This is a genomic window from Psychrobacter sp. T6-6 (genome assembly GCF_052258185.1).
GTDB lineage: Bacteria > Pseudomonadota > Gammaproteobacteria > Pseudomonadales > Moraxellaceae > Psychrobacter.
On sequence record NZ_JBQQEX010000007.1, the window covers coordinates 110,036 to 135,718 of the forward strand.

Annotated in this window: 22 protein-coding genes; 13 read left to right on the forward strand and 9 right to left on the reverse strand. The window is 43.0% G+C overall.

All coding sequences use genetic code 11. The features are described 5' to 3' along the window. Positions 1-23 precede the first annotated feature (23 nt). Positions 24-1,007, reverse strand: a complete 984-nt coding sequence (locus ACTXGL_RS11380; RefSeq protein ID WP_443526881.1) for a class 1 fructose-bisphosphatase — start codon at positions 1,005-1,007, stop codon at positions 24-26. 388 nt (positions 1,008-1,395) lie between these two features. Here ACTXGL_RS11380 and ACTXGL_RS11385 point away from each other — a divergent pair, with 388 nt between their 5' ends. Genes ACTXGL_RS11385 through ACTXGL_RS11395 form a run of 3 tightly spaced genes read left to right on the forward strand, consistent with a single transcriptional unit; the run spans position 1,396 to position 4,280 of the window. After that, complete coding sequence (locus ACTXGL_RS11385; protein ID WP_443526882.1) at positions 1,396-2,469, forward strand: aspartate carbamoyltransferase catalytic subunit; 1,074 nt, start codon at positions 1,396-1,398, stop codon at positions 2,467-2,469. Positions 2,470-2,527: 58 nt separating this feature from the next. Beyond that, positions 2,528-3,739 carry a dihydroorotase gene (locus ACTXGL_RS11390; protein ID WP_443526883.1) on the forward strand — a complete coding sequence of 404 codons (1,212 nt, stop codon included), beginning with the start codon at positions 2,528-2,530 and terminating at the stop codon, positions 3,737-3,739. Then, positions 3,732-4,280, forward strand: a complete 549-nt coding sequence (locus ACTXGL_RS11395; RefSeq protein ID WP_443526884.1) for a DUF2127 domain-containing protein — start codon at positions 3,732-3,734, stop codon at positions 4,278-4,280. The genes ACTXGL_RS11390 and ACTXGL_RS11395 overlap by 8 nt, the downstream gene beginning before the upstream one ends. A gap of 76 nt (positions 4,281-4,356) precedes the next feature. On the opposite strand, the gene ACTXGL_RS11400 is transcribed toward ACTXGL_RS11395, so the two are convergent. From ACTXGL_RS11400 to ACTXGL_RS11410, 3 genes are all read right to left on the reverse strand, one after another. Then, positions 4,357-5,631, reverse strand: coding sequence for a cation:proton antiporter (locus ACTXGL_RS11400; RefSeq protein WP_443526885.1), 1,275 nt, complete (start codon positions 5,629-5,631; stop codon positions 4,357-4,359). A 135-nt stretch (positions 5,632-5,766) separates the two neighbouring features. Next, complete coding sequence (locus ACTXGL_RS11405; protein WP_443526886.1) at positions 5,767-7,386, reverse strand: DUF2254 domain-containing protein; 1,620 nt, start codon at positions 7,384-7,386, stop codon at positions 5,767-5,769. 132 nt (positions 7,387-7,518) lie between these two features. Beyond that, positions 7,519-9,096, reverse strand: a complete 1,578-nt coding sequence (locus ACTXGL_RS11410; protein ID WP_443526887.1) for a YihY/virulence factor BrkB family protein — start codon at positions 9,094-9,096, stop codon at positions 7,519-7,521. A 270-nt stretch (positions 9,097-9,366) separates the two neighbouring features. Here ACTXGL_RS11410 and wrbA point away from each other — a divergent pair, with 270 nt between their 5' ends. Continuing rightward, the gene (gene wrbA / locus ACTXGL_RS11415) at positions 9,367-9,984 is read left to right on the forward strand and encodes an NAD(P)H:quinone oxidoreductase (RefSeq protein WP_443526888.1); all 618 of its coding nucleotides are present in this window, start codon (positions 9,367-9,369) and stop codon (positions 9,982-9,984) included. Between the two features lie 130 nt (positions 9,985-10,114). Beyond that, entirely contained in the window at positions 10,115-10,567 is a 453-nt protein-coding gene (locus ACTXGL_RS11420) for a hypothetical protein (RefSeq protein WP_443526889.1), read from the forward strand. Between the two features lie 137 nt (positions 10,568-10,704). Here the strand turns inward: ACTXGL_RS11420 and ACTXGL_RS11425 are convergent, their stop codons facing one another. Continuing rightward, positions 10,705-11,349, reverse strand: a complete 645-nt coding sequence (locus tag ACTXGL_RS11425; protein WP_443526910.1) for a DUF3108 domain-containing protein — start codon at positions 11,347-11,349, stop codon at positions 10,705-10,707. Between the two features lie 592 nt (positions 11,350-11,941). Here ACTXGL_RS11425 and groES point away from each other — a divergent pair. After that, positions 11,942-12,232 (forward strand): co-chaperone GroES, encoded by a 291-nt coding sequence (gene groES / locus ACTXGL_RS11430; protein WP_058024926.1) that lies wholly within the window; start codon positions 11,942-11,944, stop codon positions 12,230-12,232. A 107-nt stretch (positions 12,233-12,339) separates the two neighbouring features. Then, entirely contained in the window at positions 12,340-13,989 is a 1,650-nt protein-coding gene (gene groL / locus ACTXGL_RS11435) for a chaperonin GroEL (protein ID WP_201580262.1), read from the forward strand. A 190-nt stretch (positions 13,990-14,179) separates the two neighbouring features. Here the strand turns inward: groL and ACTXGL_RS11440 are convergent, their stop codons facing one another. The 3 genes from ACTXGL_RS11440 to ACTXGL_RS11450 all read right to left on the reverse strand — a co-directional run bounded on the left by ACTXGL_RS11440 (position 14,180) and on the right by ACTXGL_RS11450 (position 18,112). Further along, on the reverse strand, positions 14,180-16,042 hold the full coding sequence (locus ACTXGL_RS11440; protein WP_443526890.1) for a tetratricopeptide repeat protein: 1,863 nt from the start codon (positions 16,040-16,042) through the stop codon (positions 14,180-14,182). 15 nt (positions 16,043-16,057) lie between these two features. Then, the gene (locus tag ACTXGL_RS11445; RefSeq protein WP_443526891.1) at positions 16,058-17,407 is read right to left on the reverse strand and encodes a hypothetical protein; all 1,350 of its coding nucleotides are present in this window, start codon (positions 17,405-17,407) and stop codon (positions 16,058-16,060) included. A 249-nt stretch (positions 17,408-17,656) separates the two neighbouring features. Continuing rightward, positions 17,657-18,112, reverse strand: coding sequence for an Lrp/AsnC family transcriptional regulator (locus ACTXGL_RS11450; protein WP_443526892.1), 456 nt, complete (start codon positions 18,110-18,112; stop codon positions 17,657-17,659). Positions 18,113-18,259: 147 nt separating this feature from the next. Between ACTXGL_RS11450 and ACTXGL_RS11455 the strand changes: the two genes are divergently transcribed. From ACTXGL_RS11455 to ACTXGL_RS11465, 3 genes are read left to right on the forward strand one after another with little or no spacing between them, the layout of a single operon-like run. Continuing rightward, positions 18,260-19,177, forward strand: a complete 918-nt coding sequence (locus tag ACTXGL_RS11455) for a DMT family transporter (protein ID WP_443526893.1) — start codon at positions 18,260-18,262, stop codon at positions 19,175-19,177. Between the two features lie 18 nt (positions 19,178-19,195). Then, a complete protein-coding gene (locus tag ACTXGL_RS11460; protein ID WP_443526894.1) occupies positions 19,196-20,374 on the forward strand; it encodes an aromatic amino acid transaminase in 1,179 nt (392 codons plus the stop codon). A 25-nt stretch (positions 20,375-20,399) separates the two neighbouring features. Continuing rightward, positions 20,400-21,068, forward strand: a complete 669-nt coding sequence (locus ACTXGL_RS11465; protein ID WP_443526895.1) for a glutathione S-transferase family protein — start codon at positions 20,400-20,402, stop codon at positions 21,066-21,068. Positions 21,069-21,193: 125 nt separating this feature from the next. On the opposite strand, the gene yaaA is transcribed toward ACTXGL_RS11465, so the two are convergent. Further along, complete coding sequence (gene yaaA, locus ACTXGL_RS11470) at positions 21,194-22,015, reverse strand: peroxide stress protein YaaA (RefSeq protein WP_443526896.1); 822 nt, start codon at positions 22,013-22,015, stop codon at positions 21,194-21,196. Between the two features lie 479 nt (positions 22,016-22,494). Here yaaA and ACTXGL_RS11475 point away from each other — a divergent pair, with 479 nt between their 5' ends. The 3 genes from ACTXGL_RS11475 (at position 22,495) to ACTXGL_RS11485 (ending at position 25,497) form a co-directional block, all read left to right on the forward strand. Continuing rightward, a complete protein-coding gene (locus ACTXGL_RS11475; RefSeq protein WP_443526897.1) occupies positions 22,495-23,649 on the forward strand; it encodes a Re/Si-specific NAD(P)(+) transhydrogenase subunit alpha in 1,155 nt (384 codons plus the stop codon). 115 nt (positions 23,650-23,764) lie between these two features. After that, positions 23,765-24,100 carry a proton-translocating transhydrogenase family protein gene (locus ACTXGL_RS11480; protein WP_443526911.1) on the forward strand — a complete coding sequence of 112 codons (336 nt, stop codon included), beginning with the start codon at positions 23,765-23,767 and terminating at the stop codon, positions 24,098-24,100. Then, positions 24,097-25,497, forward strand: coding sequence for an NAD(P)(+) transhydrogenase (Re/Si-specific) subunit beta (locus ACTXGL_RS11485; protein ID WP_443526898.1), 1,401 nt, complete (start codon positions 24,097-24,099; stop codon positions 25,495-25,497). The genes ACTXGL_RS11480 and ACTXGL_RS11485 overlap by 4 nt, the downstream gene beginning before the upstream one ends. The last annotated feature ends 186 nt before the right edge of the window (positions 25,498-25,683 follow it).

Consider the following 25,683-nt stretch of genomic DNA (forward strand, 5'->3'; position numbering starts at 1 on the left):
TTTCTAACATGGGCGCAAACTAATTATTTTTCAGAGTAGTTTAGGTGCAAGTCTTTCACATAATTGACTTCGTTTTTGCTGCCGAGTACCACAGGGACACGCTGATGAATATCGGTCGGTTCAATGTCCAGGATACGATTGACAGCGTCTGTCGCACCGCCACCTGCGCGCTCTATTAATAGGCTCATTGGATTGGCTTCATACATCAAACGCAGCTTACCTGCTTTATGAGCGTATTTGGTATCAAACGGATAAGTGAAGAGACCACCGCGACATAAGATACGATGAACGTCACCAACCATAGCAGCGACCCAGCGCGTGTTAAAATCGCGCCCGCGTACGCCGGTCTCACCTGCGATTAGCTCATCAATGTACTGTTGCATCGGCGCGCGCCAATAGCGATAGTTAGAGCTGTTGATGGCATATTCGCTCGTGTCAGCATCGATTTGGACATTGTCTTCTATCAGCACGTAGTCAGACGTTTCTGGATCTAGGCTGAACATAACGACTTTGTCTGCGATGGTCAGCGCTAGTACGGTAGAGGTACCATATAGTAAGTACCCTGCGGCTAGCTGCTTATTACCTGCTTGTAGATAGTCGCTGTTTTCGCTGGTTTGACCTTGACGCTCATAGGGCAGAACAGAAAAAATCGTACCCACTGCCATATTGATATCGATATTTGATGAACCATCTAATGGGTCAAAGAGTACCAATAGGCTGCCATCGTTGTTGGCAGGGGTAGCGTCATCTAGTTCTTCTGATGCAACGCCTGCACAATGTGAATTACTTGCTAACGCCTCTAGTAATAAGTCATTGGCCAGTACATCGAGTTTTTTCTGGTCTTCACCTTGAACGTTTTGGTTGCCAGCTTCGCCTAAAATATCTGCTAGCGCCCCTTTTCTGAGTAGCTGCGAAATTGTCTTACCGACATCAGTGACGGTGGTAATAACATCATTGAGCGCAGTGTTGGTAGCATTTTCGTTGAGATAGTCTGCTAGGGTCGTCATGAGGCTTCCTAATAAATGGTATAAAACGTAAAAAAAAGTGGATGGTATCGGAGGAAAGAAGAAGGTGCTATTTGGCACACTCTAACGGGTTAAATTTTTAATTAGCCTGTATGGCATCTTTGTCGCAACTACAAAATCGGCTACACTATATATATTGTTATTCATTTATAGTTTTGTCAGACTTGTTCTCTATGAGAATGCAGTATGTCTGCTTATGCTTTCTGATTGTCTGCTGATGCCGTTTTGGTCACATTCGATTACGGTAAATTGTAGCAAATAAGCATCAAAATGTCCTTTGTATCTATGCTTATCAGTGATAAATGATCGAACAAAGATAAATAAGTGATTGCTATAGACTCATATAAACCCACAATAAAGACTTGTCATTATGTCAAATTCTATCGATAGTAGCGCTACACAAGCAGTTTCGCCAACTGATTATGCAAAATTTGATCCTAATATCATTCACCATAGACTCAATACCTCACTGAGCCGTCCGCAGCTCAATACTGATGGCAGTATCCGGCATTTCTTAGGTGTGGAAGGTCTCAATAAATCGCAGCTCAAAGCAATCATCGCAAAAGCAGAGACTTTCTTTGATGATAATGGTCAATTAATCAACCGTCCTGAGTTGGATGGCTATACCGTAATGAATTTGTTCTTTGAGCCATCGACTCGTACGCGAACGACGTTTGAAGTGGCAGAAAAGCGATTGGGCGCCAATGTACTTAATATCGATATCGAACGTTCAAGTACGAAGAAAGGCGAGAGTCTACGCGATACGCTGTGGAATCTACAGGCAATGACCGCAGATATCTTTGTGGTGCGACATTCAGCATCGGGTGCCGCACATTTTATGGCAACAGAAGTCACCCCTGATATCGCGATCATCAATGGCGGTGATGGCTGGCATGCGCATCCTACCCAAGGGATGCTTGATATGTTGACCATCCACCGTGAGGCGCCGCGTCCATTTGAAGAACTGTCTATTGCAATCGTTGGTGATATCAAGCATTCACGCGTGGCACGCTCTGATATTAGTGCACTGCAAACGTTAGGCGTGACAGACATCCGTGTTTGTGCGCCGCGTACGTTACTGCCCAAAGGTATCGAGCGTTTTGGTGTAACCGTGTATGAAAGTATGGATGAGTGCGTCACGGACTGTGATGTCATTATGGGATTAAGAATACAAAATGAGCGCATTGGCTCGCCGCTTTTGGCATCATCCAATGAGTACTATAAGCATTATGGGATCACACCAGAGCGAGTCGCTCTCGCCAAGCCTGATGCATTAGTCATGCATCCGGGGCCAATGAACCGAGGCGTTGAGATTGCTTCTAGCGTGGCAGATGGCGCACAATCTGTCATCTTAAAGCAGGTAAACAATGGTATAGCCATACGTATGGCAGTCTTATCGCTTGCGATGGAAGGCCAGCGCGCTCACCAAGAGGCTGGTAAGTAACAGCCGGCCGCGCGACTTATTCTCATTTATTTTATTTTATTGATACGGTAATAACGTTATGTCTACCATGCTTGATACTGATGCACCTATCCTTGACCATTTACCAGTAGCATTCAGAGATGCGCTACCGCCTACTGTGATAGAGAAGCTATCTACTCTCGAGGCTGGGCGAGAAAAATGGCTGCTACCGCCTTTGGTAGATTTATGTGCTCGTTTACGTGAGCCAGGTCAGCAGCAACACGGCACGCTAAAATCAGAAGGCAGCGCTGCTCGTGGTAATGGGTTCTTGCATGTCGTTATCCCACCAGATACCAATCCTATTTTAGAAAACGGTTCACTCTTAAAGGGTTTGCGTGAGCGTGCGCTTGGTGATGGTGGTATTCATTTACACATTTTGGGTGCGCTGACTGCAGGGCTAGAGGGCGAGCGTCCCTCTAATATAGCAGGGCTAAAAAAAGGCGGCTGTATAGCTGTGTCTAATGCTCGCAGACCGTTTCGCAATGATTTGGTGCTATTACGTACCCTAGAATATGCAGCGACCTTTGGTATGAAGGTGTTCTTTTATCCTGATGAGGCAAGCCTGTCTGGAGATGGGGTTGCTCATGAGGGCTATATTGCCTCTTATCATGGTCTACAAGGGATTCCTTGGATTGCTGAAACCGTTGCCTTATCTACGCAGCTGCTCATGGTTGAAGAGACTGGAATCGCCGCTCACTTTAGTCAGCTGTCATGCAAGTCCTCTATTGAGCTCATGCGCTGGGCAAAAGACAAGGGTCTACCTGTTACGTGTGATGTTGCAATGCATCAGCTGTACTTAACCGATGACAATCTTGAAGGCTTTAATGCACAAGCTTACGTGTTGCCACCACTACGTAGTAATACCGACCAACAAGCTATCCGCCGTGGACTAAAAGATGGCACTATCGATGCGATCTGTAGCCATCATGAGCCGTTGAACAGTACGGCAAAAAAAGCGCCGTTTGCCGAGAGTACGCCTGGTATCTCAAACTTTGATACTTTTATGGCGCTGGCGTGTCAGTTGGTACATGATGAGGTCTTAACACTCGCACAATTGGTCGATAAGATCTGTCTCAATCCTGCCAAAATCGCTGGTATCAGTGATCAGTACGAAGCCATTGGCGGCGCTGTATTGGTTGATCCAACTATCGAGTGGCAAGTGACCGCGCAATCTATGTTGTCAAATGGCAAGAACACGCCATTCTTTAATCAGCAATTGCAAGGCCGAGTCGTGGAGACGTTCTTTGGCTAATTGGTCCCGAAAGGATGACAGTTTGCCGCCATCCTCGAAGGACAAAGAGGTTGATGTTGACGACCATTTAGACAAACCACGTAGCACTGCTAGTGAGTCCATCAAAGCGGTAGCGGTTTATGAAGTGGTTAAAGGCGTTGGGGCGATATTGGGGGCGGGCGCACTGTGGTCGTGGCATACGGATCTTGACCATTGGCTAAAGACTGCCACATCCTCTTGGGAGCAAACTTTTGGTCAGCTGCTTGCACCGCAAATCGATAGCGCGGTACGTATTGCTCAACAGGCGAGCAAAAACTGGTCATTATTTCTATTACTGATATTTGCATATGCTAGCCTGCGTTTCCTTGAAGCTTATGGCTTATGGCAGGATAAGACATGGGCGTATTGGTTTGGCGTGCTGGGCTATGGCATATTTATTCCTATAGAGGTCTACTATCTGATTGTTAGCCCATTTGATTGGTTTAAGCTTGGCATACTTATCTTTAATATAATCATTATTATGGTGGTATACCGTAGTATGAAACAAAAAGGTCTAATATAACCCTTGTACGTACGTAAAAAGCCAGCGTAAGAGGCAGCTCTTACGCTGGCTTTTCTATGTCTACTGCACTTAACGATTATACATCTATGGTTTTGTCTTCTGTGCGAATGCTTTTTGCAACTTTGCCGACGCTGAGGCCTTGTACCAGGATAGAAAATATCACGACGGCATAAGTAAGGGCCAATAAGATATCGCGCTCTGTACCAGTGGGCAGTTGTAGGACTAACGCGACAGAAATACCACCGCGTAGTCCGCCCCATGTCAGCACTTTCCAAGCACCAGTAGGCAGGTCCAATTGACGATGAAAAGTTTTGGTCGTCATACCCACCACAATAAACCGAGCAATCAGAGCAATCAAAATGGTCAAGCCCGCCGTAATAAATAAATTGCCAGAATAGGCTATCATCACTACTTCTAGCCCGATGAGCACAAACAAAATCGCGTTTAAAATCTCATCGATTAATTCCCAAAATAGGTCAATGTAGTGACGCGTCTGATCACTCATTGCAAGCTCCCGCCCGCGATTACCAACCATCAATCCCATCATAACCATAGCGAGCGGTCCTGATAAATGCCAGTGGCTGGCAAGCGCATAGCCGCCAATGACACCAGCTAAAGTCAATAGCACCTCTTCTTGATAGCTATCGATACTCTTGAGTAAATAGTATAAAATTGCGCCAAGGACCAAGCCAAAGATCACACCGCCGCCAGCCTCGACAGCTAGCGTATGTGCCACATAGTTGGCAGTTGGGATATCACCACTGGATAGGATACCAAGCAGCAAGACAAAAATGACCACGCCGATACCATCGTTGAACAATGATTCACCAGCGATGACAGTCTCGATACTTTTTGGCGCACCAGCTGATGAGAGAATACCCATCACGGCAATGGGGTCGGTAGGGGATATTAGCGCACCAAATAGCAAGCACCACAGAAACGGTAAAGCAAAACCAAACAATGGCAGCATAAAGTAGATTGCCGTAGCAATCAGCAGCGCTGATACAATAGTGCCAATACCAGCTAATATGCCAATGGGTAACTTGTAGCGTCTAAGGTCATTAATATTGACGTGTAATGCGCCTGCAAATAGCAGCATCGAGAGCATACCGTCTAATAGTACTTCGGTAAAATCAAGCTGCTCTAACAGACTGACTTCATAATCAATCAGCTGATCGAACCCCAAGAACCCCAAAAATATCGCGCCGATAGACAACAATATAGAGATGACCATCACACCGATGGTGGTGGGTAAGCCAATAAAACGGTGATTGATATAAGTCAGTGATGCAGTAATTGATAAAAATATGGCGCTGATTTCAAGTATGGTCAAGCTGGTTGCAGATGCCATAAAGTAGGTCTCGTATGTATATAAAATTTACCCTAAGCCAAAGACTTATAAGTGCTATGTAACTGTTGTTCTGTCATCTATCAATATTGGCGCACCAAGTCAGCCAGTACTCTATTTGATTGACTGGCTATAGCCTTAACTTGACTGCGATTCTAATGCTTGGCGGATATTGATAGCAAACTCGCTGACGTAATCAAAGTGTTGATGCCGAGCGTCCTCATTGAGGATAAACTGCTCGGCCTGATCACACATAGCGACGAGATCATCTATCAACTCTTGATAGCTCAAATTTTCTTCACCAGCTCGTTTCACCAGCTTTAGCTCATGCAGTAGTGTCTGCTGCTGTGCACTGTTCACCCGTGCATAGTTCAGATTGACCATGGCTCGGCACAGTGCTTTTAACACCATTAAGTCAGCCGCCGCATAACGGCGTATCTCACCAAGCGACACATTGATAAAGTCAGATATTTTGGGTGTATGAGTGACTAGCGCGAGTATGGCCAGTCGCTTTTGTTTGACTGCATTTTCAGAACCATCACTCTCTGGGTGTGGTATATAAAAATGATAAGGACTTGGCGGTTGGCGCCGCATCATGATACTCAAGCAACTGGTCAGAGACTGCACGCAGTTGACAGCTGTCTTTGGATCATTGATACCAGGAGACAATGCCCGTACCGCGATTTCAGTCATTTGACCTAAACTGTAGGCGATGTCATCAGAATGAGCCAGTCGTTGTTCGATTCGCACGCAGCCTGCAAAGCGTTGCCAAAACATACCGTCAGGTGACCGCGGTATCATAGCCAGATGCGCGGTGGCGGTCTTTTGTTGATTATGCGGATGGTCTGCTGGACGCTGATAAAAGTACCCAATGACGTTTTTGTCAGTAATATACTCGCCAAGATTGACATGCATCTGTACCACACCGCCATAATCTTGCGACAGTGCTATTAGTGACTCAAGATAGATCTGTTGCAAATAGCCTGAGCGTGGTGAGTAGATGGGCATGGCAGGCCAATTGTGAAATTGTTCGACATCATGATGTTCAGCATCACGCTGATGTTGGATATCACACTGATCGGTGTACCAATAGTAAATGTTGGCTAAGGCGTCATTACTGGCGTTTTGAATAACATGAGACGCCTGAATGGCATGTACCATATGCTGCACAAAATAAACCAACAATAGCGCACAAACAATAGCCATAATAATGGCAAAGGTGACGGCTAACTGCGGTACACCAAAAGACACATCGTACTTATGAATAGACTTTAGGACGAGTAAGCTATAGCTAAACGTACCGATAAAGGCACCAAGGACAAACTGGTTTGGCGTATCTGTCAAAAAGTTACGTAATAACCTAGGACCAAACTGTGATGAGGCCATGGACAGTACAGCAATCGTAATCGAAAACGTCGTGCCAGCCACGCCTAATACTGCACCAGCAATAGCGGTCATGATAGCGCGTGCCGCATCGTCATCACCTGTAAACGCAAAAGAGATCTCTCGAACCCTTTCACGATCAAAGTGCTGATCTATCGTCACTAGTAATGGCGCAAGCAAAATACCGACAATCACACAGGCCGTTGGGATAAACCAGTAAGATCCAATAAGTTGCTGCCACAAATTTCTTAGGCGGTCAGGCAAGTCAGTTAAGGTCTGTAGTGACCATAACTGAGTAAACTGTTTGAGTTTGTTTTGACCTGTACTGATAGTACGGATCCACATGCTTGTGTCATCGTCTTTGTGCGCTGCCATATACTCAAAGTATCCAAAAATAATAGTAAAGTGGCTTGTTGTCGTAGAGTTATCAGAACATCACGCTACAAGCTTTTGGGTTCAAATGCTCTTAGATTCGAGCGCCCTTAAATTCAATTGCTTGTTGATGGGTTATAAGTTTGCTTTTGGGTTATCAGCCTCAGTAATAACGGCATGCTTATAGCCACGTCTGTTCGACTCTGCCTTATCCACGTGTTCAGTAGAGCCTATGGGAATAACGGCTTCATTATTGTGATCATCGTAATCAACGTTGCTGTCCTTGTCATAGGCAATAGGGTCAAAATGCGGTGATGCTTTACTGTTTGTGTTATTTGAATGCTCCCTATACGCACTGCTTTTATCCAAGTCGTTTCGTGTTAAAGACGCGTCCGCTGCTGCCGTTTTTCTAAATAATTTGGCATGACTTCCTTTTTTGTCAGAAGCAGATTTTTTGCGCGGTTCACTATTGGCAAAAATAGCATTTAGCGGTAGATGCAGTTGCTGCTTGGCATAGGCTTCGGTATGCTCAAAGCGATCTACTAACAAGCTGAGCCAGGGTTTCTGATCCTCTAACTTCATCTCATCAAGCTCGTCTTTGATCGGCAGCGGATAGGGCAGCGTACGATAAAAATCCCATAACGTCATTGCGCTCAAGTCTTTTTTGAGTACATAGTCATCGTCTTCTGTCATGGTGATGAGATTACTGTCTTGTAGATAATTAATATAGGTATACCATTTAGGCAGCTCTTTTCGCCCCAGTACATTGCGAAGCGCTTGTTCGCTAACCGCTTCGCCTTTTAGATGATGGGTGTATACCAAGTTCAACATGTCCAGCAAGCTAAGCAGCGGATGGCGAGGGTAGACCTCTTCTGTCTCAAAAATAGTCAAGGTATAGCTGATCTCAACGCCTAGCAAGATAAGGTTCCACGACAGAAATATCCATAGCAAGAATATAGGAAGCGCTGCAAAGGCTCCATAAATCGCCTCGTAACTGGTAAAGTTGGCCATCACAGTACCAAACAGATGCTTCATCAGCTCAAAAACAATCGCCACAAATACACCAGCAATCGCCGCATTTTTTATGGGTACGCGCGCTTTTGGTATGAACCAATACATACCGATAAAGCCTGCGACAGTGATACCAATAGATACGGCCTGTACCCAAAACCCCCAGTCGATACCATAACCTGCAATTTGTCGATTGAGAAAGCTTAGACTCTGTACCGTACTAGAGGCAATAAACGCTGTACCCAATACCAACGGTCCTAGGGTTACGATCGTCCAATAACGCATCATGCTCTTGAGACCACCTGAACGGTTTTCTACCCGCCAAATTTGGTTAAAAGCACGCTCAATAGTGGTCAGTGTCAGAATGGTCGTCAAAAACAAAATCATGGCACCGATGATGGTCAGATTGGATGATTTTTCGGCGAAGTCATTAATATACTCACTAACTTGCAGGCTAGACTGCGGCAATAGATTGCTATAAATCACCTCATATATCTGTGCTCTCACTGAAGCGAGCGCTGGTACGGACGATAGAATCATCAATAATACCGTTAATACAGGCACAATCGACAGCATGGTGGTATAGGTGAGCGATGCTGCTTTTTGCTGACAGTTGTCTTCAAAAAAATGTCGAACCAAAAATCGCAAAAACTGAAACCAGCGTTGCTGCAAAAATGGGATTTTCTGTGATAGTTTTTCCATGTCGACCAGTTAGCAAAAGTAAGAGTGACAATAGTGTAACAAACATGCGCGGTCATCATCTGCGGTTTAATTGTGTCAAAATGCACAGAGCACACCAATAGAGCACGGCATTCGCTATAATAAGAACTAGGGTTATTTGCTGTCAGTGAATGACTCGGGCATAATGTGCCCATATCCTACAATGCTATAACACAGACGTTTCGGTAGTATCAGACTACTGACAATGGTTATAAGTGCTAACGTTGATAATTTTATAAGGAAGTGTTGCCAATGAGTCAGACCGCCCCTTATGTTTTGGTGCTCTATTATTCTAGCTATGGTACGACGAAGACATTGGCATATGCTATCGCTCAAGGGATCGAGGATGCTGGCATGACCGCTCGTATCCGCACAGTACCGACAGTTGCGCCTGAGACGACGTCGAGTAAGCCTGCGATACCTGATGAAGGCGACCTATACTGTACGATGGATGACCTAAAAGACTGTAGCGGTTTGGCGCTCGGTAGCCCAACGCATTTTGGCAATATGGCAGCGCCCATGAAATACTTTTGGGACAATACTGTAACGCTTTGGCTAGCAGGAAACCTACAAAATAAGCCAGCGTCCGTATTTACCGCGACAGGCTCTATGCATGGTGGTCAAGAGACCACGTTGCTGACAATGATGTTACCATTGATGCATCACGGTATGATGATTGTGGGCGTCCCTTATGCTGAGCCTGCCCTAAATCGTACTGATCGCGGTGGTACGCCTTATGGTGCCAGTCATGTCAGCGGCGCCTCTCATGATCAGCCAATATCGGCTGATGAGCGTGAGCTAGGGGTTGCACAGGGTCACCGTTTGGCAATTACAGCTACTGCTTTAGCACAGGCAAACTGGGGTCGTTAATCGACTCTTTATTATAGTTTGTATTGTCATTTATTTACTGTCATGCAGCGCTTATATAAGAATTGCATGATTAGCGACTTATTGTTAGGCGCTGATAGCCAAATATTAATCTAGGAAATACATACCTCTAATGGCCACAAACCGTTCTAACAGTAAGACCCTAAAAGCTACCAAGCCTATTGCACCTATTGCAAAGCGCTTGACGATTACTTGGTTGATATGGCTTATTTATAGAATGATTGGATTACCTGTCTTCATCAGTGTGTTCAATCCAAGTAGTCCTGACATCATTGGCGGCATTGCTTGGCAAGCGTTATGGCTTGTGCCCGCATTTATTTTGACACCATGGATACTGCGTGGACGCTCGCCTTATGCTTTGTTGATAGGCAGTATGTTTACGCTTGTCTATCTGGGTGCAAGTGGGGTGGTGCTGTTCACTCGCATATACGGCAGTAGCTGGGCTGAGATAGCTGTATATTTGAGCGACTTTGTGCTGTTATTTGCTATCAATGTCTGGTTGTTCATTTTGCTAAAACGTCTACCGTCAATGAATAATGTCGTTAAGCAACCGCGCTCTCGCTAGCATTTCTATATTATCCAAGAACCTTTATTTATCGTGAATAGGTTTCATTAAGACACAGACTTGGAACAAAAAAAGCGGCGTCCTATGTAGGACGCCGCTTTTTTAATACGATAAAACGATTCTTGTGCTTACTGGTATTAGTTGACCTTGGTCAATTCTAAATCCATTTTTTTGCCATCATTGATTTGACTGACCTTGATAGGTAAGTAGTCTAAGCTTGGGGCTAACCAAAAACTGGTAGAGCGGCTGTCATCATCGTGGACGCGGTCAACACGCACGGTATCAAAGGTACCAGCTGGTACAGTAATCTTGGTATTGCCTGATTTTTTAAATGGTGTCTTTTCAACTTTGTTTTTCTTTGCCATGTAGTAATTACCAGAGAACTTACCATTTAATAGGTCTTGGCGAATTTGTACCTCGAGACTTAAGTCATCAAAGGCTTGCTGCGACATATTCATGGTCGTGGTTTTGCCTTTATAGTTGCTAGTGACTTTTTTGGCACTTGGGTTAAAGTCCAGCTTATGCGTGCGACCAAGACCTAGTAGCTTATAAGTAGTGCTCGCTTGGGTCGGGCTGACGTTATTACCATTGATCGTAAAGGTACTGTTTTGCGAGGCACTAGCCACCCCAGCGACGCGTGCTTTTACGTTGTATTTCCACGTGCTACCGGACTTGCTTAGCGTGCGAGTCGCCGATCCTTTGTATTTGTCTTCAACCGTAAAGCTATAATCGGCAGTCGATGGCTGAACGGTCTTTGCGCTGGCAAGCGTGGGTGCGGTCATACTTAAGGCTCCAATGGTAGAAATACTAATCCCTGTAACTAGGGCAGATAAAAACTTAGATGGTTTGCGTTTCGTACTATTAGACTCGTTGTGCAGTGATTTTTTGTGCAGTGATGTCAAACTCATAGATACCTCTTTAGTAATATATTACTGAACTGATATGATGCTGATATAGCAGCATTTATCGATCATTCTTATTATGCTCACACCGCTTATAATGGTCATACTCTGTTACATTTTCAAGAGTTACAGTCGACTGAAGCGTGTAGTGCTTGTAGCGAATGTTGCTATAGACAGGAATAATTTGGTGAGGCGTAACGTGCTGTAAAGCCAGCAATAGAGGATAAATAAAACATAGAGTCTCTATTAGGCGCCATTTCTCTTGAGGGCTATTAATAATCAGTAGAACAATCTTGTAAATTTTTGAGCTTTACACTTGAAGCCAACCTATCTTGCCCCCACTTTTTGTTACAAGCTCAAAGCGTATCTTTAGATTGCTGTTATTGAATGGCGACTCTTATAGATACTGGTATTGAGACTATTAATTCAAATAAACCCTTTATTCAAACAACTAATTTTTGGAGTCATATCGATGAACATTCGTCCTTTACATGACCGTATCGTCGTCCGCCGCATAGAAGAAGAGACAAAAACTGCGGGTGGTATCTTATTACCGGGTTCTGCACAAGAAAAGCCTTCACAAGGTGAAGTGATTGCTGTTGGTAATGGTCAAGTTCGTGACAACGGCGAAACTCGTGCGTTAGACGTAAAAGCTGGCGATAAAGTATTGTTCGGTCAGTATGCTGGTCAAACGGTAAAAGTTGACGGCGAAGAACTATTGATCATGAAAGAGTCTGATGTATTGGGTGTGCTGGAAGGTTAATCTGCTTTGAGTGTGGTTTCACATTCAGCGCATATCTAATATCGACTCTCGATAAGAATAAATAATCTCATTGTATTCTCATACTTATAATAGTGGAGTAATTTAACATGGCAAAAGACGTAAAATTCGGCATTGATGCCCGTAAACAAATGATGGACGGCGTAAACGTTCTAGCAAATGCAGTACGTGTCACTCTAGGCCCTAAAGGTCGTAACGTCGTTATCGATAAATCATTTGGCGCACCTACCATCACTAAAGATGGTGTATCGGTTGCCAAAGAAATCGAGCTTGAAAACAAATTCGAAAATATGGGCGCACAGTTGGTACGTGAAGTGGCTAGCCGCACTAATGATGTCGCTGGTGATGGTACAACGACTGCGACCGTATTGGCTCAGTCAATCTTGCAAGAAGGCATGAAGTCAGTGGCTGCTGGCATGAACCCAATGGATCTAAAGCGCGGTATCGATAAAGCTGTTCGTGCTGCAGTGCAAGAAATCCATAACTTATCAACGCCTGCTGATGACGAAAAAGCTATCGCGCAAGTAGGGTCTATCTCTGCTAACTCAGATACCAAAATCGGTGAGTTGATCTCGCAAGCGATGCAAAAAGTGGGTAAGCAAGGCGTTATCACTGTTGAAGAAGGTTCAAGCTTTGAAGATACCCTAGAAGTTGTCGAAGGTATGCAGTTTGACCGTGGTTATATCAGCCCGTACTTTGCCAACAAGCAAGACAGCCTAACTGCTGAATTTGAAAACCCATATATCTTATTGGTTGATAAAAAAATCAGCAACATTCGTGAAATCGTGCCATTACTTGAGCAAGTCATGCAGCAAAGCAAGCCATTGCTTATCATTGCTGAAGACGTAGAAAACGAAGCATTGGCAACCCTAGTTGTAAACAACATGCGTGGCGGTTTGAAAACTTGTGCTGTTAAAGCACCAGGTTTTGGCGATCGTCGTAAAGCCATGCTAGAAGATATCGCAACGCTAACTGGCGGTACCGTAATCTCTGAAGAGATTGGCTTAAGCTTAGAGACTGCTACTCTAGAGCAATTGGGTACGGCGAAAAAAGTCACTGTTGGCAAAGAAAACACCGTAATCGTTGATGGCGCTGGTAACAAAGCTGACATCGAAAACCGTGTTGAGTCTATCAACCGTCAGATCGCTGAATCTACTTCTGACTACGATAAAGAAAAGCTACAAGAACGCGTTGCGAAATTGGCAGGCGGCGTAGCAGTAATCAAAGTCGGTGCAGCAACTGAAACCGAAATGAAAGAGAAGAAAGACCGTGTTGACGATGCATTACATGCCACTCGTGCTGCGGTTGAAGAAGGCGTTGTACCTGGCGGCGGTGTTGCATTAGTTCGTGCGATGAATGCATTGTCTGAGCTAAAAGGCGACAACGATGACCAAGACGCAGGTATCAACATCTTACGCCGCGCGATGGAAGCACCATTACGTCAAATCGTCACCAATGCTGGCGAAGAAGCATCAGTTGTCGTAAATGCAGTAAAAAATGGCACTGGTAACTACGGCTACAATGCTGCCTCTGGTGAATACGGTGATATGCTTGAGATGGGTATCCTTGATCCAGCCAAAGTGTCTCGTTCAGCACTAGAGAACGCAGCGTCTGTTGCTGGTCTCATGTTGACCACAGAAGCGATGATTACTGATTTGCCACAAGGTGATGATGGTATGGCTGCGATGGGCGGCGCCGGTGGAATGGGCGGTATGGGTGGAATGGGCGGCATGATGTAATTTATGCCTCGACTGAATTTGTACGACATTGTTAACCTCGTTCAATGTACTATAAGTACAATCTTTACTCGGTTGCCTAGTCGTACTGCTCCAGTCAACCCATAAAACGCTTATTTAATCTAGTGAAAATAAAACCCCGATAGGCAATTGCTTATTGGGGCTTTTTAGTGGATATTTCTGATATACATTACTATTTAATACTAGTTACTGATGAAGCGTATTTCAAATACTTTTCTGACTCCAAAGAGTATTTACTTCCCATTTTTTGCATAAGTTTGCCTATGTTAAGACTAAGGATAGCAATTTTATTCTTATCACCAATTTCTTCTTGTAATCTTATGGAGTATTTAAGATATTTTAAAGAACTCTTATAGTCATTGCCCTCTTGATAAATTTTAGAAATATTATTTAAGGTAGTTATCATCCCTATTTTATCCTCAATACTTTCACGAACATTTAGAGATTTATTCAAGTATTTCAAAGCTTTATTGTTTTCACCTTTATCATGATAAATTTGAGAGATATTATTTAAAACAATACCTATCCCTTCTTTATAGCCGCTCTTTTCATAGAGTAGTAAAGCGCGGTTAAGGTATTCCAAGGCTTTTTCAAAATTCTTGTTGTCGTGATGAATTTGAGAAATATTATTTAGAATTGTTCCTGTCGCCGATACATCACCAATTTCTTCACGAATGATCAGTGAACTACTTAAACACTCTAAAGCTCTATCGTAATCTCCACAGGTATAATGAAGCACGGCAAGATTATTTAGTGTAGTTCCGATACCTTCTTTATCCCCAATATCCTTACTAATTGTCAATGATTTTTCAAGCATTTCTGATGCTGAGCTATAGTCATTGAGTTTGATATGAATTTGAGAAATGTTATTTAAAGCAGCTGCGAACCCCGATTTATTATTGATTTTTTCATGAATAGAAAGAGACTTTTTAAGATAGTCTAAGGCTAAATCAAATTTACCATGATAGTAGTAAATTTGAGAAATATTATTTAATACTGTACCTTTTCCCGATATATCATTGATCTCTTCACGAATAACTAATGACTGTTCTAATGCCTCCAAGCTCTTATTATAATCGCCACAAGTGTTATATAGCTGTGATAAGTTATTCAATGCTGTACTTAGTTCAGCTCTATTGTTCATTTCTCGATGTATAGTCAATGAGCTTTGCAAGTAATCTAAAGCTTTGCTGTAATCACCTTGTACATGATAAATATGAGCTATATTATTCTGTATAGTCCCAATCATAGTTTGATTGTTCATTACTTTATAATCTTTCTGTGCTGCTTGGAAGTAATTCAAAGCTCTATCTAGTTCGCTCATAGAAATTAGTAATAGCCCCATTTGATTCTTAATATGAGCATTATCATTAGTACTTCTAGTTTCATCTAGTAGAGCATTTAGCTGCCTGATCTGTTTCTCTTTTTCTTCTTTCGACTGGTATTGATACGCTGCAATGTTTGTTTTAGGATGACGCAATGAGTTTGTCTGCTGTGAAACAGCAAACTGCTTCTGCTTAAGATCACTCTCAAAATGATAAATATCACTATACCAATCATAAAAATCACTCGCTTGGGTTGCAAGCAATTCTAATGCATAACTTGGCAACCAAAATATAATAGGAACTTTAAGCGCTTGAAAATAGCTTCTACGCCAGTTTAACTCGCTTACGGTTTTGATAATTTGTTCATCAGAGCCTGTAGGTAATAGTTGCTCAAGACCAGTTATATTGATGGCATCTAATGATTGTTTAGACTTTGCTTTTTGATACTTATTTTTCTGTTTATGTACCCACTCATCTATATGTATACCTTCGTTTTTCGGATAATCAGCAATATCAAGAGTAAGTAAGTTTAGATTATCTGTATTGTCAAGCTCACCAATCAACTGCCTGCGCAAATTAGGTAAATTGCACTCGACAAAATATAAAGCATATTCATTTTCAGAACGCCTTATATTGCGCCTAATACGTTGAAGAACTTCTATCTGTTCTTCGGTAATGGGATTGTTTATTGAAAATTCTAAAATATCCATAAGTAAGATTCGCTACTAAGTCGTGCCAGAACTATTAGAGTTCTGAGCATTAGCCGCTGTTAGGTTATTTATCTCATCCATAACCCATCCTATTTCTAAACAAGCGGGATGTAGTTTGGCAGAACGTTTGCCGTTCTCGTATTCAAGTATAACTCGATTAAGTAGTAATTGATTTGTTCTCTCATCGTCTGGATTAACTAACTCAGTTCTATAGACTCTTTCTAAAATGGGAATATCGCTTGGTTTCAACAATCTATCGTATTCTCTAGTCAATCTAGAGACTGCATATTTTACTTCTTTAGCAGATACTTTAGTTTCGTCAGTATCACAAGACAATCTAATAAGGCGCATCAAATCACGTACGACACCACCAGAACTTTCAATCAGTATATCAACAAGCGTAGGGTCAGAAAATACGGCTTCTATATCAACACGTTTTTGCACCAAATTTTTGAGAGTAGATTTACCAGCATCATTTAGCCTTACCATTGGTAAAATGTAGACGTTTTCATAATCGTTTTGCAGATTACTAATAAAGAACAAGCTTATAGGAGTGGTGTATACCACATGAGATTGTAGTGATAACAATTGCTCAGCATGTTGAACAAAAAGCTGAGTATGACTATCTGACTGATTATGCATTAACGAAAAGGTTCGATAGTGCATTTTTTCGAGACCGTCGACAATAATAACTATGTCTTTATAGTCCTTCTTCTGAATTTCATTGCGTACGGTAATCAAAAATTGATTTATTTTACTAATGAAGTCTGATGCCCTTTTCTCAATTTTTTCACGTATGGTACTACGCTGGCTTTGACTATGTTTAATATCTCCGGTTAAACTACCGAATAGCTTTAATATAGAGGGTATACCTATATTAGCCTCTAAACCAGCACTAGCCTTACCATCTACTTTCTTTTCAATATTTGATTCTGTATATATCTCTTGAGTAATCCAGTTATGAATATCTGTTATCGTATCATTATCAATGTCGATATTACTTTCTTGTAGAACTTTACCAGTTTCATCGACCATTGCCAGAAAGATATCAATATAGCTAATATCTGCCAAATCCAAAGCATCACCTACATCGAAATAAACACAGAAATAATGGTCTTGCTCTAATCTCTGCTTAAGCCTAAATAGCTCAGTTGTTTTACCTGAACCTCGGTGACCACTGATCAGATAAGTACAAGTATTATCGTCTGAGCGCTCAATACTACGACGAATCGTACTAATGATCTTTATATTCTCTCCTCTTACCTCTGATAAATCTATATAGCGATTATCATTAGCAGGAAGAGCATAATCAGGATTACATTGCTTATATGCATCAACGACATTAGTTGCTGGCAAGATTGTCATAAAGTACCTATATAGTTATTGATTTAATCTAACTGCTGGTTTTTTTAGTATACCCCTTTTAGAGATTTGCTTCGAATAATCCAGATGATATTGCTGAGCTACCACATCTCGTCTAAATATCCACGTTTTACCATCAGACACTTCTTTATAATATCAATATTCTATCAAGTTCAAACGAACTCACTATAGGTCTTGCTACTCACGAATGATCGAGCGAGACATTGTTCCCCTAGTCAGTATGAAAGAATCTCACACAAAAATAGGTAAAGTCGTTTTCTTAATTACCTTTCTCACTGATAAATGAGTATGTATGTCTTTTACGCTAGCAAGTTTATTTAGCTTACGTGTGAAGCGCTCATAACCATCGAGATTGGGGCTAACCACTTCCAATAAATAATCATAAGAACCCGATACCACATGTCCGTTAATGACCTCATCCATATTGGATAGGGCTTGCTCAAAAGCTGCAATAGAGTCTTCTTGGTGATTGTTGAGACTGACCTCTACAAAAAAACTCATCATAATGCCTGCTTTGGCTTTACTTATGTTCGCTTGATAGTTCTCTATATAACCTTCGTCCTCCAGACGCTTTAGACGCCGCGCACAAGGAGACGGCGACAGCCCTACGCGTTCGGACAGTTCCGCCGTAGATAAGCGTGCTTCTTTTTGGAGCACTTCCAAAATATGACGGTCGATTTTGTCCATAATTCACCCTTTAGTTTTTTAAGCCAATAATTTTGATTTAATTGGCATTATCCACCAAATATTTGCAAAATTGCAATGAATAAATAGAGATAAAAGCGCGTATTTTAATCGATAATTGGTCTTTGTATACCAGCATAAGACACGACTATGAATACGATATTTCACCCTTCATCGCGCAAAAATCCTTTGTTCATTATGTCGCCATTAACCAAAGGCTATGTGGCTATGAGCGTTGTATTATTGATTTGGTCAGGATTTGCGTTGACTGTGCGAGCGGTTGGGGCATCGCCGCTGAGCATTGCGGATGTCATGCTCATTCGCTTTAGTGTACCGCTGGTCTTATTGACTCCTTGGGTACTCTCTAGTTGGCATGAAATCAAAAACATAAGATTGTCAGACATCATGTTTATCCTACTTGGCGGCGTGCCTTTTCTTTTGTTGGCGGCTTTTGGTGCCAGCACGGTACCAGCAGCTTACATGGGTACTATTTTGACAGGTACGCCAGTCTTCTTTGCCGCATTATTATCTTTTATTTTTTATCGTCAGAGAATATCATTACGGAAATTTGCCGCATTAATACTTATTCTCTTTGGTATCGCTACTATGATTGGCGGACACGCACAGGCAATACCAAATAGTCTGCTGTACGGCGTGGGGTTATTATTAACGGCAAGCCTGATTTGGGCAGGTTTTACCTTGGGGTTAAAAAGCACCAAATTGAGTCCAATAGCTATCGCTATCGTGCTCTCTTATACCTCCTTTTTTCTGACGTTAGTGTTGGTTCTATCGGGTATTGTGGAGACGAACATAGGGTCTGTGTCTTTTGATGACGCGCTTCCATTTATCCTGGTACAAGGCCTTGGTGTGGGAGTAGTATCAACCATTGCATTTTCTTATGCAGTAAAACAATTGGGCTCCATTCGTACATTATTACTTGGCTCTTTGTCCCCAGGACTAACCGCTATACTGGCTGCGCTGATACTCAACGAGTCTCTATCAGTCATCATGATAGGCGGCATCGTACTCAGTACCATTGGTGTCATCTTGTCTAACCGAGCGAAATAAACTAATTAAGGAAATATCATGATGTTAAACAATATGCCTGTTATCAATGGTGATCCACTGTGGGCATTGTTAGGTAGGTTTCGCGCTGACCAACGCAAACATAAAATAGATCTATTGGTTGGTGTTTACCGAGACGAGCATGGCGATACGCCTGTGATGAAAACTGTGCAAGATGCAGAAGTACATCTGGCTCATCAGGCGCACTCAAAGGCTTATGGCATGCTATCGGGTAACGCTAATTTTAATCAACAAATGGCAAAACTTGTACTGGGTGAGAGTCCAAGTCTAAAAAACCAATGCACGATTCAAACGGTTGGGGCATCAGGGGCGTTACGGCTCATTGCTGACTTTATCGCTATGCTCTCTCCGGATTCAACTGTTTGGATCAGTGATCCTGGCTATATCAATCATCGTCCATTGATGGAAGGTGCTGGGTTAACGGTTGAGACGTATCCGTGGCAAAATAAAAATGGTCAGTTAGACATTGATGCGTGTTTTACCGCGCTAGAAAAAGCAAAAGAAGGGGACGTGCTGCTATTGCATGCGTGCTGCCACAATCCTACGGGTATAGACCCTTCTTTAGAGCAGTGGCAACTGTTTTCTGATAAGTGTAAACAGAAAAATATTGTCCCGTTTATCGATATGGCGTATCAAGGTTTTGGAGATGATCCTGATGCCGATGCTGCAGGGCTTCGTTTGATTATCGAAGATTCTGATTTTGCGTTTATCGCCGCCAGCTGTTCAAAAAACATGGGACTATACAACGAGCGTACAGGTATTGCCGCAGTAGTAACGACGCATCATGAGCGTCACGCAGACATACAGACACTCTTAGAAACCATCACACGCGCCAATTATTCCATGCCGCCCAATCACGGTGCCGCAGTGGCATCTTATTTGCTAGACAGCCCAGATGCTTGGCTAGTAGAGCTGGCAAGCTACCGTGATAGGGTAGATACTATTCGTCAAGCGTTAGGCGCAGCATTAAAGGATAGGGGTGCACCTGTAGAGTTTTTGGACATCTCGCATCAAAAAGGCATGTTTTCTTTATTACCGCTAACAGAGAATCAAATGCTCATATTGCAAGATGAGTTCGCGATTTACGGTATGCCAAATGGTAGAATTAATATTGCCGGTTTGAAAATGATGGAAATTCCCCAATTGGCTGATGCTATCATGTCGATTATTTCACGTTAGAAAATAACTTTTATAACTCAGTACAATGGTTTTATCAATTAATCGCTACAGCAAGAAGGACACGACTATTTATACTTTATATTGGGATAAAGGCGGCGCTAACATGGCGACCCATGCTGTCTTTGAAGAGCTAGGCGCGTCTTATGAGATGATAGAAATAGACCTGTCTAAAAACATGCAAAAATCAGCTGAGTATCTAGCCATTAATCCAAATGGTAAAGTACCTGCGTTAATGCATCAGGGGCAGATCATTTATGAGTCTGCGGCAATTTTAATGTATGTACTAGATCAGCATCCTGAGTCTGGGCTAGCGCCCGACACAGGATCACCTAAGCGCGGTGTCTATTACCAGTACTTGTTTTGGATGTCTTCTACACTACAAGAAGCCGCTAATCGCTGGGCACATCCCGAACAGTACATCAGTGGCGAGAAAAATTTGCAGCAAGTAAAAGACAAAGCAAATGAAACGCTAATCCAATGCTGGGATATTGTTGAAAAGGAGTTAGCTAATTATGGTCCATGGTTGTTGGGTGATAAACTAAGTGGGGCTGATTTTCATTTATTTATGATTGCTCACTGGAGTCAGCGATATGCAAGCCGAGCACAAGATTGGACACACCTAAATGCACACTATCAAGCCATGCTAAACCGCGCCTCGGTACAGGAAATGATGGCACAAGAAGGATTGTTGTAATCCGTTCATACGTTTAACTATCCATACGTTTAACTAAGAGATATTTTATGAAGTCACTAGAAGCACTGAACGAAATGCTTTTAGTGACTTCTAGCGACTGTAGTAAATACAATTTTTATATCAAGTTACTGATCCGCCGCATCTCGTCTAAACGTCCACGTCTTATTATCAGATGCTTCTGCACAATAGTAATAGCCTGCCAAATCAAACTGCTTTAGCTGCTCGGCACTGGTCAGCTTATTATCTGCTGCGTACTTGACCATCAAGCCGCGTGCCTTTTTGGCATAAAAGCTAATGACCTTGTATTGACCATTTTTCTCATCTTCGAATCGCGGCGTGATGATGTCTGCCTTTAGTGCTTTCTTTTTTACCGCTTTAAAATACTCATTCGACGCCAGATTGATCAAGACCTGGTCATCGCTATCTGCCATACGAGCATTGATAACGTCAGTCACTTCCTCGCCCCAAAACTCATATAGATTGTCACCGCGTTCATTTTTAAGCTTGGTACCCATCTCCAAGCGATAAGGCTGGATAAGATCCAATGGTTTTAGCACACCGTATAACCCAGACAAAATCCCCAGATGCTCATTAACATAGATGGCGGTATCTTTATCCATATGATACATATCAAGACCAGTATAGACATCACCGTCGAATAAATACCCTGCAGGCTTGGCTGCATTGTTAGCGTCGTCAGTGCTGTTATCAGTAAATGGCTTGTCTTTGCTCCAGCTCCATTGCTGATTACGCGCCGCGTTCAGTTGTGCAAGATCATCAGAGATACTCATCAATTCTTGTAAATCAACAGGCTCTTTTGACTTTAGTATTTTCATTAATGACTGGGAATGCTCGATAAGCTCTGGCTGACCATAGTAGTTACCGAGATTCACAGGTACATCGTCTGTCTCATTCAAAGACTTGGCAGGGGAGAGTAAAAAATACATGATTATTCCTTATTATAGTGAGTCGATGACCAACCGCTCTGGGTGTCAAGCGTTCTTATTATACGATACATGGGAGTTTAACTTGACTTAGCCTTGGTTTTTTATGTTTTCTTGATGTTATCTATCAGGTTATGAGAATGTGCAAAGTCGGCTCACTAGCGATGGCAAGCCATATAGTACAAGGTCTAAAGAATTCTGAAAAAGATGATACGTTCAATATAACAACAAAAAGTATGCCAATGGTATAAATCCCAAAATTTTTATTTTACTTGTGGGTCATCATTAGACAATGAAAATTGTTGGGTGTTGTCTCTATAATAAAAAGACATGATGGTAAACAATCCATCATTTATTAAATTGATAGTCTTTATTCTTGATAGTAAATAAGTCATGGAATAAGGGTTTTTTGTCCCCTGTGCTTTTTGAAAATGCGTTGAGGGTATTAAGGGTAAGTCATTATATATAAGTAAGGAGACGATATGAAAATCGGTGTAATCAGTGCAGATATCGCGAGCGAAAGCCGTGTCGCACTAACCCCAGACGCGGTCAAAAAATTGCGTAAACTTGGGTTTGAGATCGTCATACAGTCAGGTGCCGGTCAAGCAGCATACTATGCTGACGACATGTATCAGGCTGCTGGTGCCGATATTGCCAATAGCAGCACCGAGGTCATTACCCAGTCTCAAATTATTACCACCGTCAATGACTTGACAACGGAGGCTACCCAAAGCCTATCATCGGGTCAGATCGTCATTGGCATGTTGGACCCTTATCGCAATACTCAGCTTGACACCTATGCATCCAAAGGCACAACCGCTTTTGCTATGGAGTTGTTGCCACGTACGCTTTCACGTGCCCAAAACATGGACGTCTTGTCATCACAGGCCAACCTCGCCGGCTACAAAGCAGTGCTGCTAGCAGCCAATGAATACTCTCGTCCTTTCCCAATGTTTATGACTTCAGCAGGTACCGTTAAGCCAGCCAAAGTGGTTATCTTAGGCGTTGGTGTTGCGGGCCTACAGGCGATCGCCACCGCAAAACGTTTGGGTGCCGTCGTAGAAGCCAGTGATTTGCGTCCTGCGGCAAAAGAGCAGGTCGAATCACTTGGCGGAAAATGGCTTGATGTACCAATGAGTGAAGACGAAGCGCAAAAAGCCAAAGCAACAGGCGGTTATGCGTGGACACCATCAGAGCAATACATCAAAGATCAAGCCGCTGTCGTTGATAAAGCACTCAGTAATGCTGATATTGTCATCACAACCGCGCAGATTCCTGGTCGTCAAGCACCGCGTCTCGTACACGGGACAACGCTTGCCAAAATGAAGGCAGGCTCAGTCTTGATCGATATGGCTGCTGGTACCGGTGGTAACGTCGAAGGCAGCCTACCTAACGAGACCGTCACCACAGATAACGGCGTACGTATTGTTGGTGCTGCCAACATCCCATCGATGCTTGCAGCGCAGTCATCAGATCTATATGCCAATAACCTTGTCAACTTTATCACGACGTTGATCAAGCCTGCTAGCGATGACGCGCCAGCAAACGACCTTTCGCTTAACTTAGACATGGAAGACGAAATTCAGGGCGCACTGGCAGTGACACATGATAGTCAGGTACGACTAGCCAAGCGCTAGGTTCGACTGCCTATCACGATATGTTTTGTCACTATACATTTGCCAGTAATGAATAAATTTTTAGGAGGATAAGATGATTGCCACTATTTTAGCTGCAGCGCCAGCTGGTGCGGCCATGAGTAGCACACCATTTGTAGCGATTTTTACCGTATTTGTACTCGCTATTTTTGTTGGATATTACGTCGTTTGGGGCGTTACCCCTGCATTGCATACGCCCTTGATGGCGGTAACCAATGCATTATCAAGTATTGTCATCGTAGGTGCGATGCTGCAGACCGTTCATATTGACGGCTCGATGTTCACACCAACCAGTTTGCTCGGTGCCTTTGCTGTATTTTTGGCCAGCATTAATATTTTTGGTGGCTTTGCCGTGACCGAGCGTATGCTTGCAATGTTTAAACCCAAAGTAAAAAAAGCACCAGTAGCAACAGAAACTGGAGGTGACGCATGAATGATTTTTCAACAATGATTGCGGCAAATGCTGATTGGTTCTACCTAGTTGGTGCCATCCTCTTTGTATTAACGCTACGTGGTCTATCTAGCCCAAAAACCGCTATCCGTGGTAATCGTTTCGGTATGGCAGCGATGGCTATCGCTGTTGTGACGACGTTCTTTTTAGCAGAAGGTCCTGTGCTTTGGCTCATTATCGGGGCAATGATTTTAGGCGCCCTCGTTGGTATGTGGAAAGCAAAAACAGTCGCGATGACACAGATGCCAGAAACCGTTGCGTTGATGCATTCATTCGTCGGTTTGGCAGCGGTAGCGATTGCCCTCGCCACAGTATTACATACTGAGCAGCAGCATGGCGCGGTGGCCCGTGTTGAGCTATTTATCGGTTGCTTTATTGGTGCGATCACATTCTCAGCATCTGTTTTTGCCTTTGGTAAACTGGCAGCAAAAAGCTGGGCTAAGACACTGGTCGGCGGCTGGGTAAAACCCGTTCAAGCGCTATTGTTTATTGCTATGATTGGTTTTGGTGGCGTATATTTCGTCACAGACTCATTACCAGCGTTTTATACAATGGCAGTGATTGCGGTTATCTTTGGTTGGATGTGGATTGCGCCAATCGGTGGCGGTGATATGCCAGTGGTGGTATCACTATTGAACTCGTTTTCTGGTTGGGCAGCAGCGGGTATTGGTTTTACCCTTGGCAACTCAATGTTGATCATCGCAGGTTCGCTAGTCGGTTCATCAGGTGCGATTTTGTCTTACATCATGTGTAAAGCTATGAACCGCTCACTGCTCAATGTGTTGTTCGGTGGTATGGGTACAGGCGCTGTTGCAGCAGGCGGTGATGATGGTGCACCCAAGAACTACAAAGCAGGATCAGCAGAAGACGCAGGGTTTCTTATGTCTAATGCCAGCAACGTGGTTATCGTACCGGGTTATGGTATGGCACAGGGCCGTGCACAGAATGCAGTAAAAGAGCTATACGAGCTATTAAAAGAAGAAGGCGTCAATGTTCGTTTTGCGATTCATCCTGTCGCTGGTCGTATGCCAGGTCATATGAACGTACTATTGGCAGAAGCTGACGTGCCTTATGATGATATTCTAGAGATGGATGAGATCAACTCAGACTTCGCGAGTACCGATGTGGTTCTAGTTATCGGTGCAAACGATGTTGTAAACCCATCTGCAAAAGATGATCCGACGTCGCCTATTTTTGGTATGCCTATTCTAGAAGCCAGCAAAGCCCAAACGGTTATGGTTATCAAACGTTCAATGAGCACCGGTTACGCTGGTCTAGACAACAGCTTGTTCTACATGGATAAAACCATGATGATCTTTGGTGATGCTAAGAAAATGGTAGAAGAGATGGTACGTAGTATCAATGGTGGTGGTCACTAATGGCTAAGGCATGTGTTTGATCATAAGCATTTACCTATAAGTTTTTAGATAAAGCCAAACAAAGCCAAATAAAGAAAGTCACTCAGGTGGCTTTTTTTGCGTTAAAGTGGCCTGCGTTTATGGCGGGGTTATAAGCTGGTGTCAATGTCTACTTTCATCAGCAATTATAAATACAATGAAATAAGA

What these genes read in the sequence shown, in the direction of transcription:
- ACTXGL_RS11380 (WP_443526881.1), bottom strand. Translation starts at nt 1,007, where the DNA reads ATGACGACCCTAGCAGACTATCTCAACGAAAATGCTACCAACACTGCG.
- ACTXGL_RS11385 (WP_443526882.1), top strand. Translation starts at nt 1,396, where the DNA reads ATGTCAAATTCTATCGATAGTAGCGCTACACAAGCAGTTTCGCCAACT.
- ACTXGL_RS11390 (WP_443526883.1), top strand. Translation starts at nt 2,528, where the DNA reads ATGTCTACCATGCTTGATACTGATGCACCTATCCTTGACCATTTACCA.
- ACTXGL_RS11400 (WP_443526885.1), bottom strand. Translation starts at nt 5,631, where the DNA reads ATGGCATCTGCAACCAGCTTGACCATACTTGAAATCAGCGCCATATTT.
- ACTXGL_RS11405 (WP_443526886.1), bottom strand. Translation starts at nt 7,386, where the DNA reads ATGGCAGCGCACAAAGACGATGACACAAGCATGTGGATCCGTACTATC.
- ACTXGL_RS11410 (WP_443526887.1), bottom strand. Translation starts at nt 9,096, where the DNA reads ATGGAAAAACTATCACAGAAAATCCCATTTTTGCAGCAACGCTGGTTT.
- wrbA (WP_443526888.1), top strand. Translation starts at nt 9,367, where the DNA reads ATGAGTCAGACCGCCCCTTATGTTTTGGTGCTCTATTATTCTAGCTAT.
- ACTXGL_RS11420 (WP_443526889.1), top strand. Translation starts at nt 10,115, where the DNA reads ATGGCCACAAACCGTTCTAACAGTAAGACCCTAAAAGCTACCAAGCCT.
- ACTXGL_RS11425 (WP_443526910.1), bottom strand. Translation starts at nt 11,349, where the DNA reads ATGACCGCACCCACGCTTGCCAGCGCAAAGACCGTTCAGCCATCGACT.
- groES (WP_058024926.1), top strand. Translation starts at nt 11,942, where the DNA reads ATGAACATTCGTCCTTTACATGACCGTATCGTCGTCCGCCGCATAGAA.
- groL (WP_201580262.1), top strand. Translation starts at nt 12,340, where the DNA reads ATGGCAAAAGACGTAAAATTCGGCATTGATGCCCGTAAACAAATGATG.
- ACTXGL_RS11440 (WP_443526890.1), bottom strand. Translation starts at nt 16,042, where the DNA reads ATGGATATTTTAGAATTTTCAATAAACAATCCCATTACCGAAGAACAG.
- ACTXGL_RS11445 (WP_443526891.1), bottom strand. Translation starts at nt 17,407, where the DNA reads ATGACAATCTTGCCAGCAACTAATGTCGTTGATGCATATAAGCAATGT.
- ACTXGL_RS11450 (WP_443526892.1), bottom strand. Translation starts at nt 18,112, where the DNA reads ATGGACAAAATCGACCGTCATATTTTGGAAGTGCTCCAAAAAGAAGCA.
- ACTXGL_RS11455 (WP_443526893.1), top strand. Translation starts at nt 18,260, where the DNA reads ATGAATACGATATTTCACCCTTCATCGCGCAAAAATCCTTTGTTCATT.
- ACTXGL_RS11460 (WP_443526894.1), top strand. Translation starts at nt 19,196, where the DNA reads ATGATGTTAAACAATATGCCTGTTATCAATGGTGATCCACTGTGGGCA.
- ACTXGL_RS11465 (WP_443526895.1), top strand. Translation starts at nt 20,400, where the DNA reads ATGGTTTTATCAATTAATCGCTACAGCAAGAAGGACACGACTATTTAT.
- yaaA (WP_443526896.1), bottom strand. Translation starts at nt 22,015, where the DNA reads ATGTATTTTTTACTCTCCCCTGCCAAGTCTTTGAATGAGACAGACGAT.
- ACTXGL_RS11475 (WP_443526897.1), top strand. Translation starts at nt 22,495, where the DNA reads ATGAAAATCGGTGTAATCAGTGCAGATATCGCGAGCGAAAGCCGTGTC.
- ACTXGL_RS11480 (WP_443526911.1), top strand. Translation starts at nt 23,765, where the DNA reads ATGAGTAGCACACCATTTGTAGCGATTTTTACCGTATTTGTACTCGCT.
- ACTXGL_RS11485 (WP_443526898.1), top strand. Translation starts at nt 24,097, where the DNA reads ATGAATGATTTTTCAACAATGATTGCGGCAAATGCTGATTGGTTCTAC.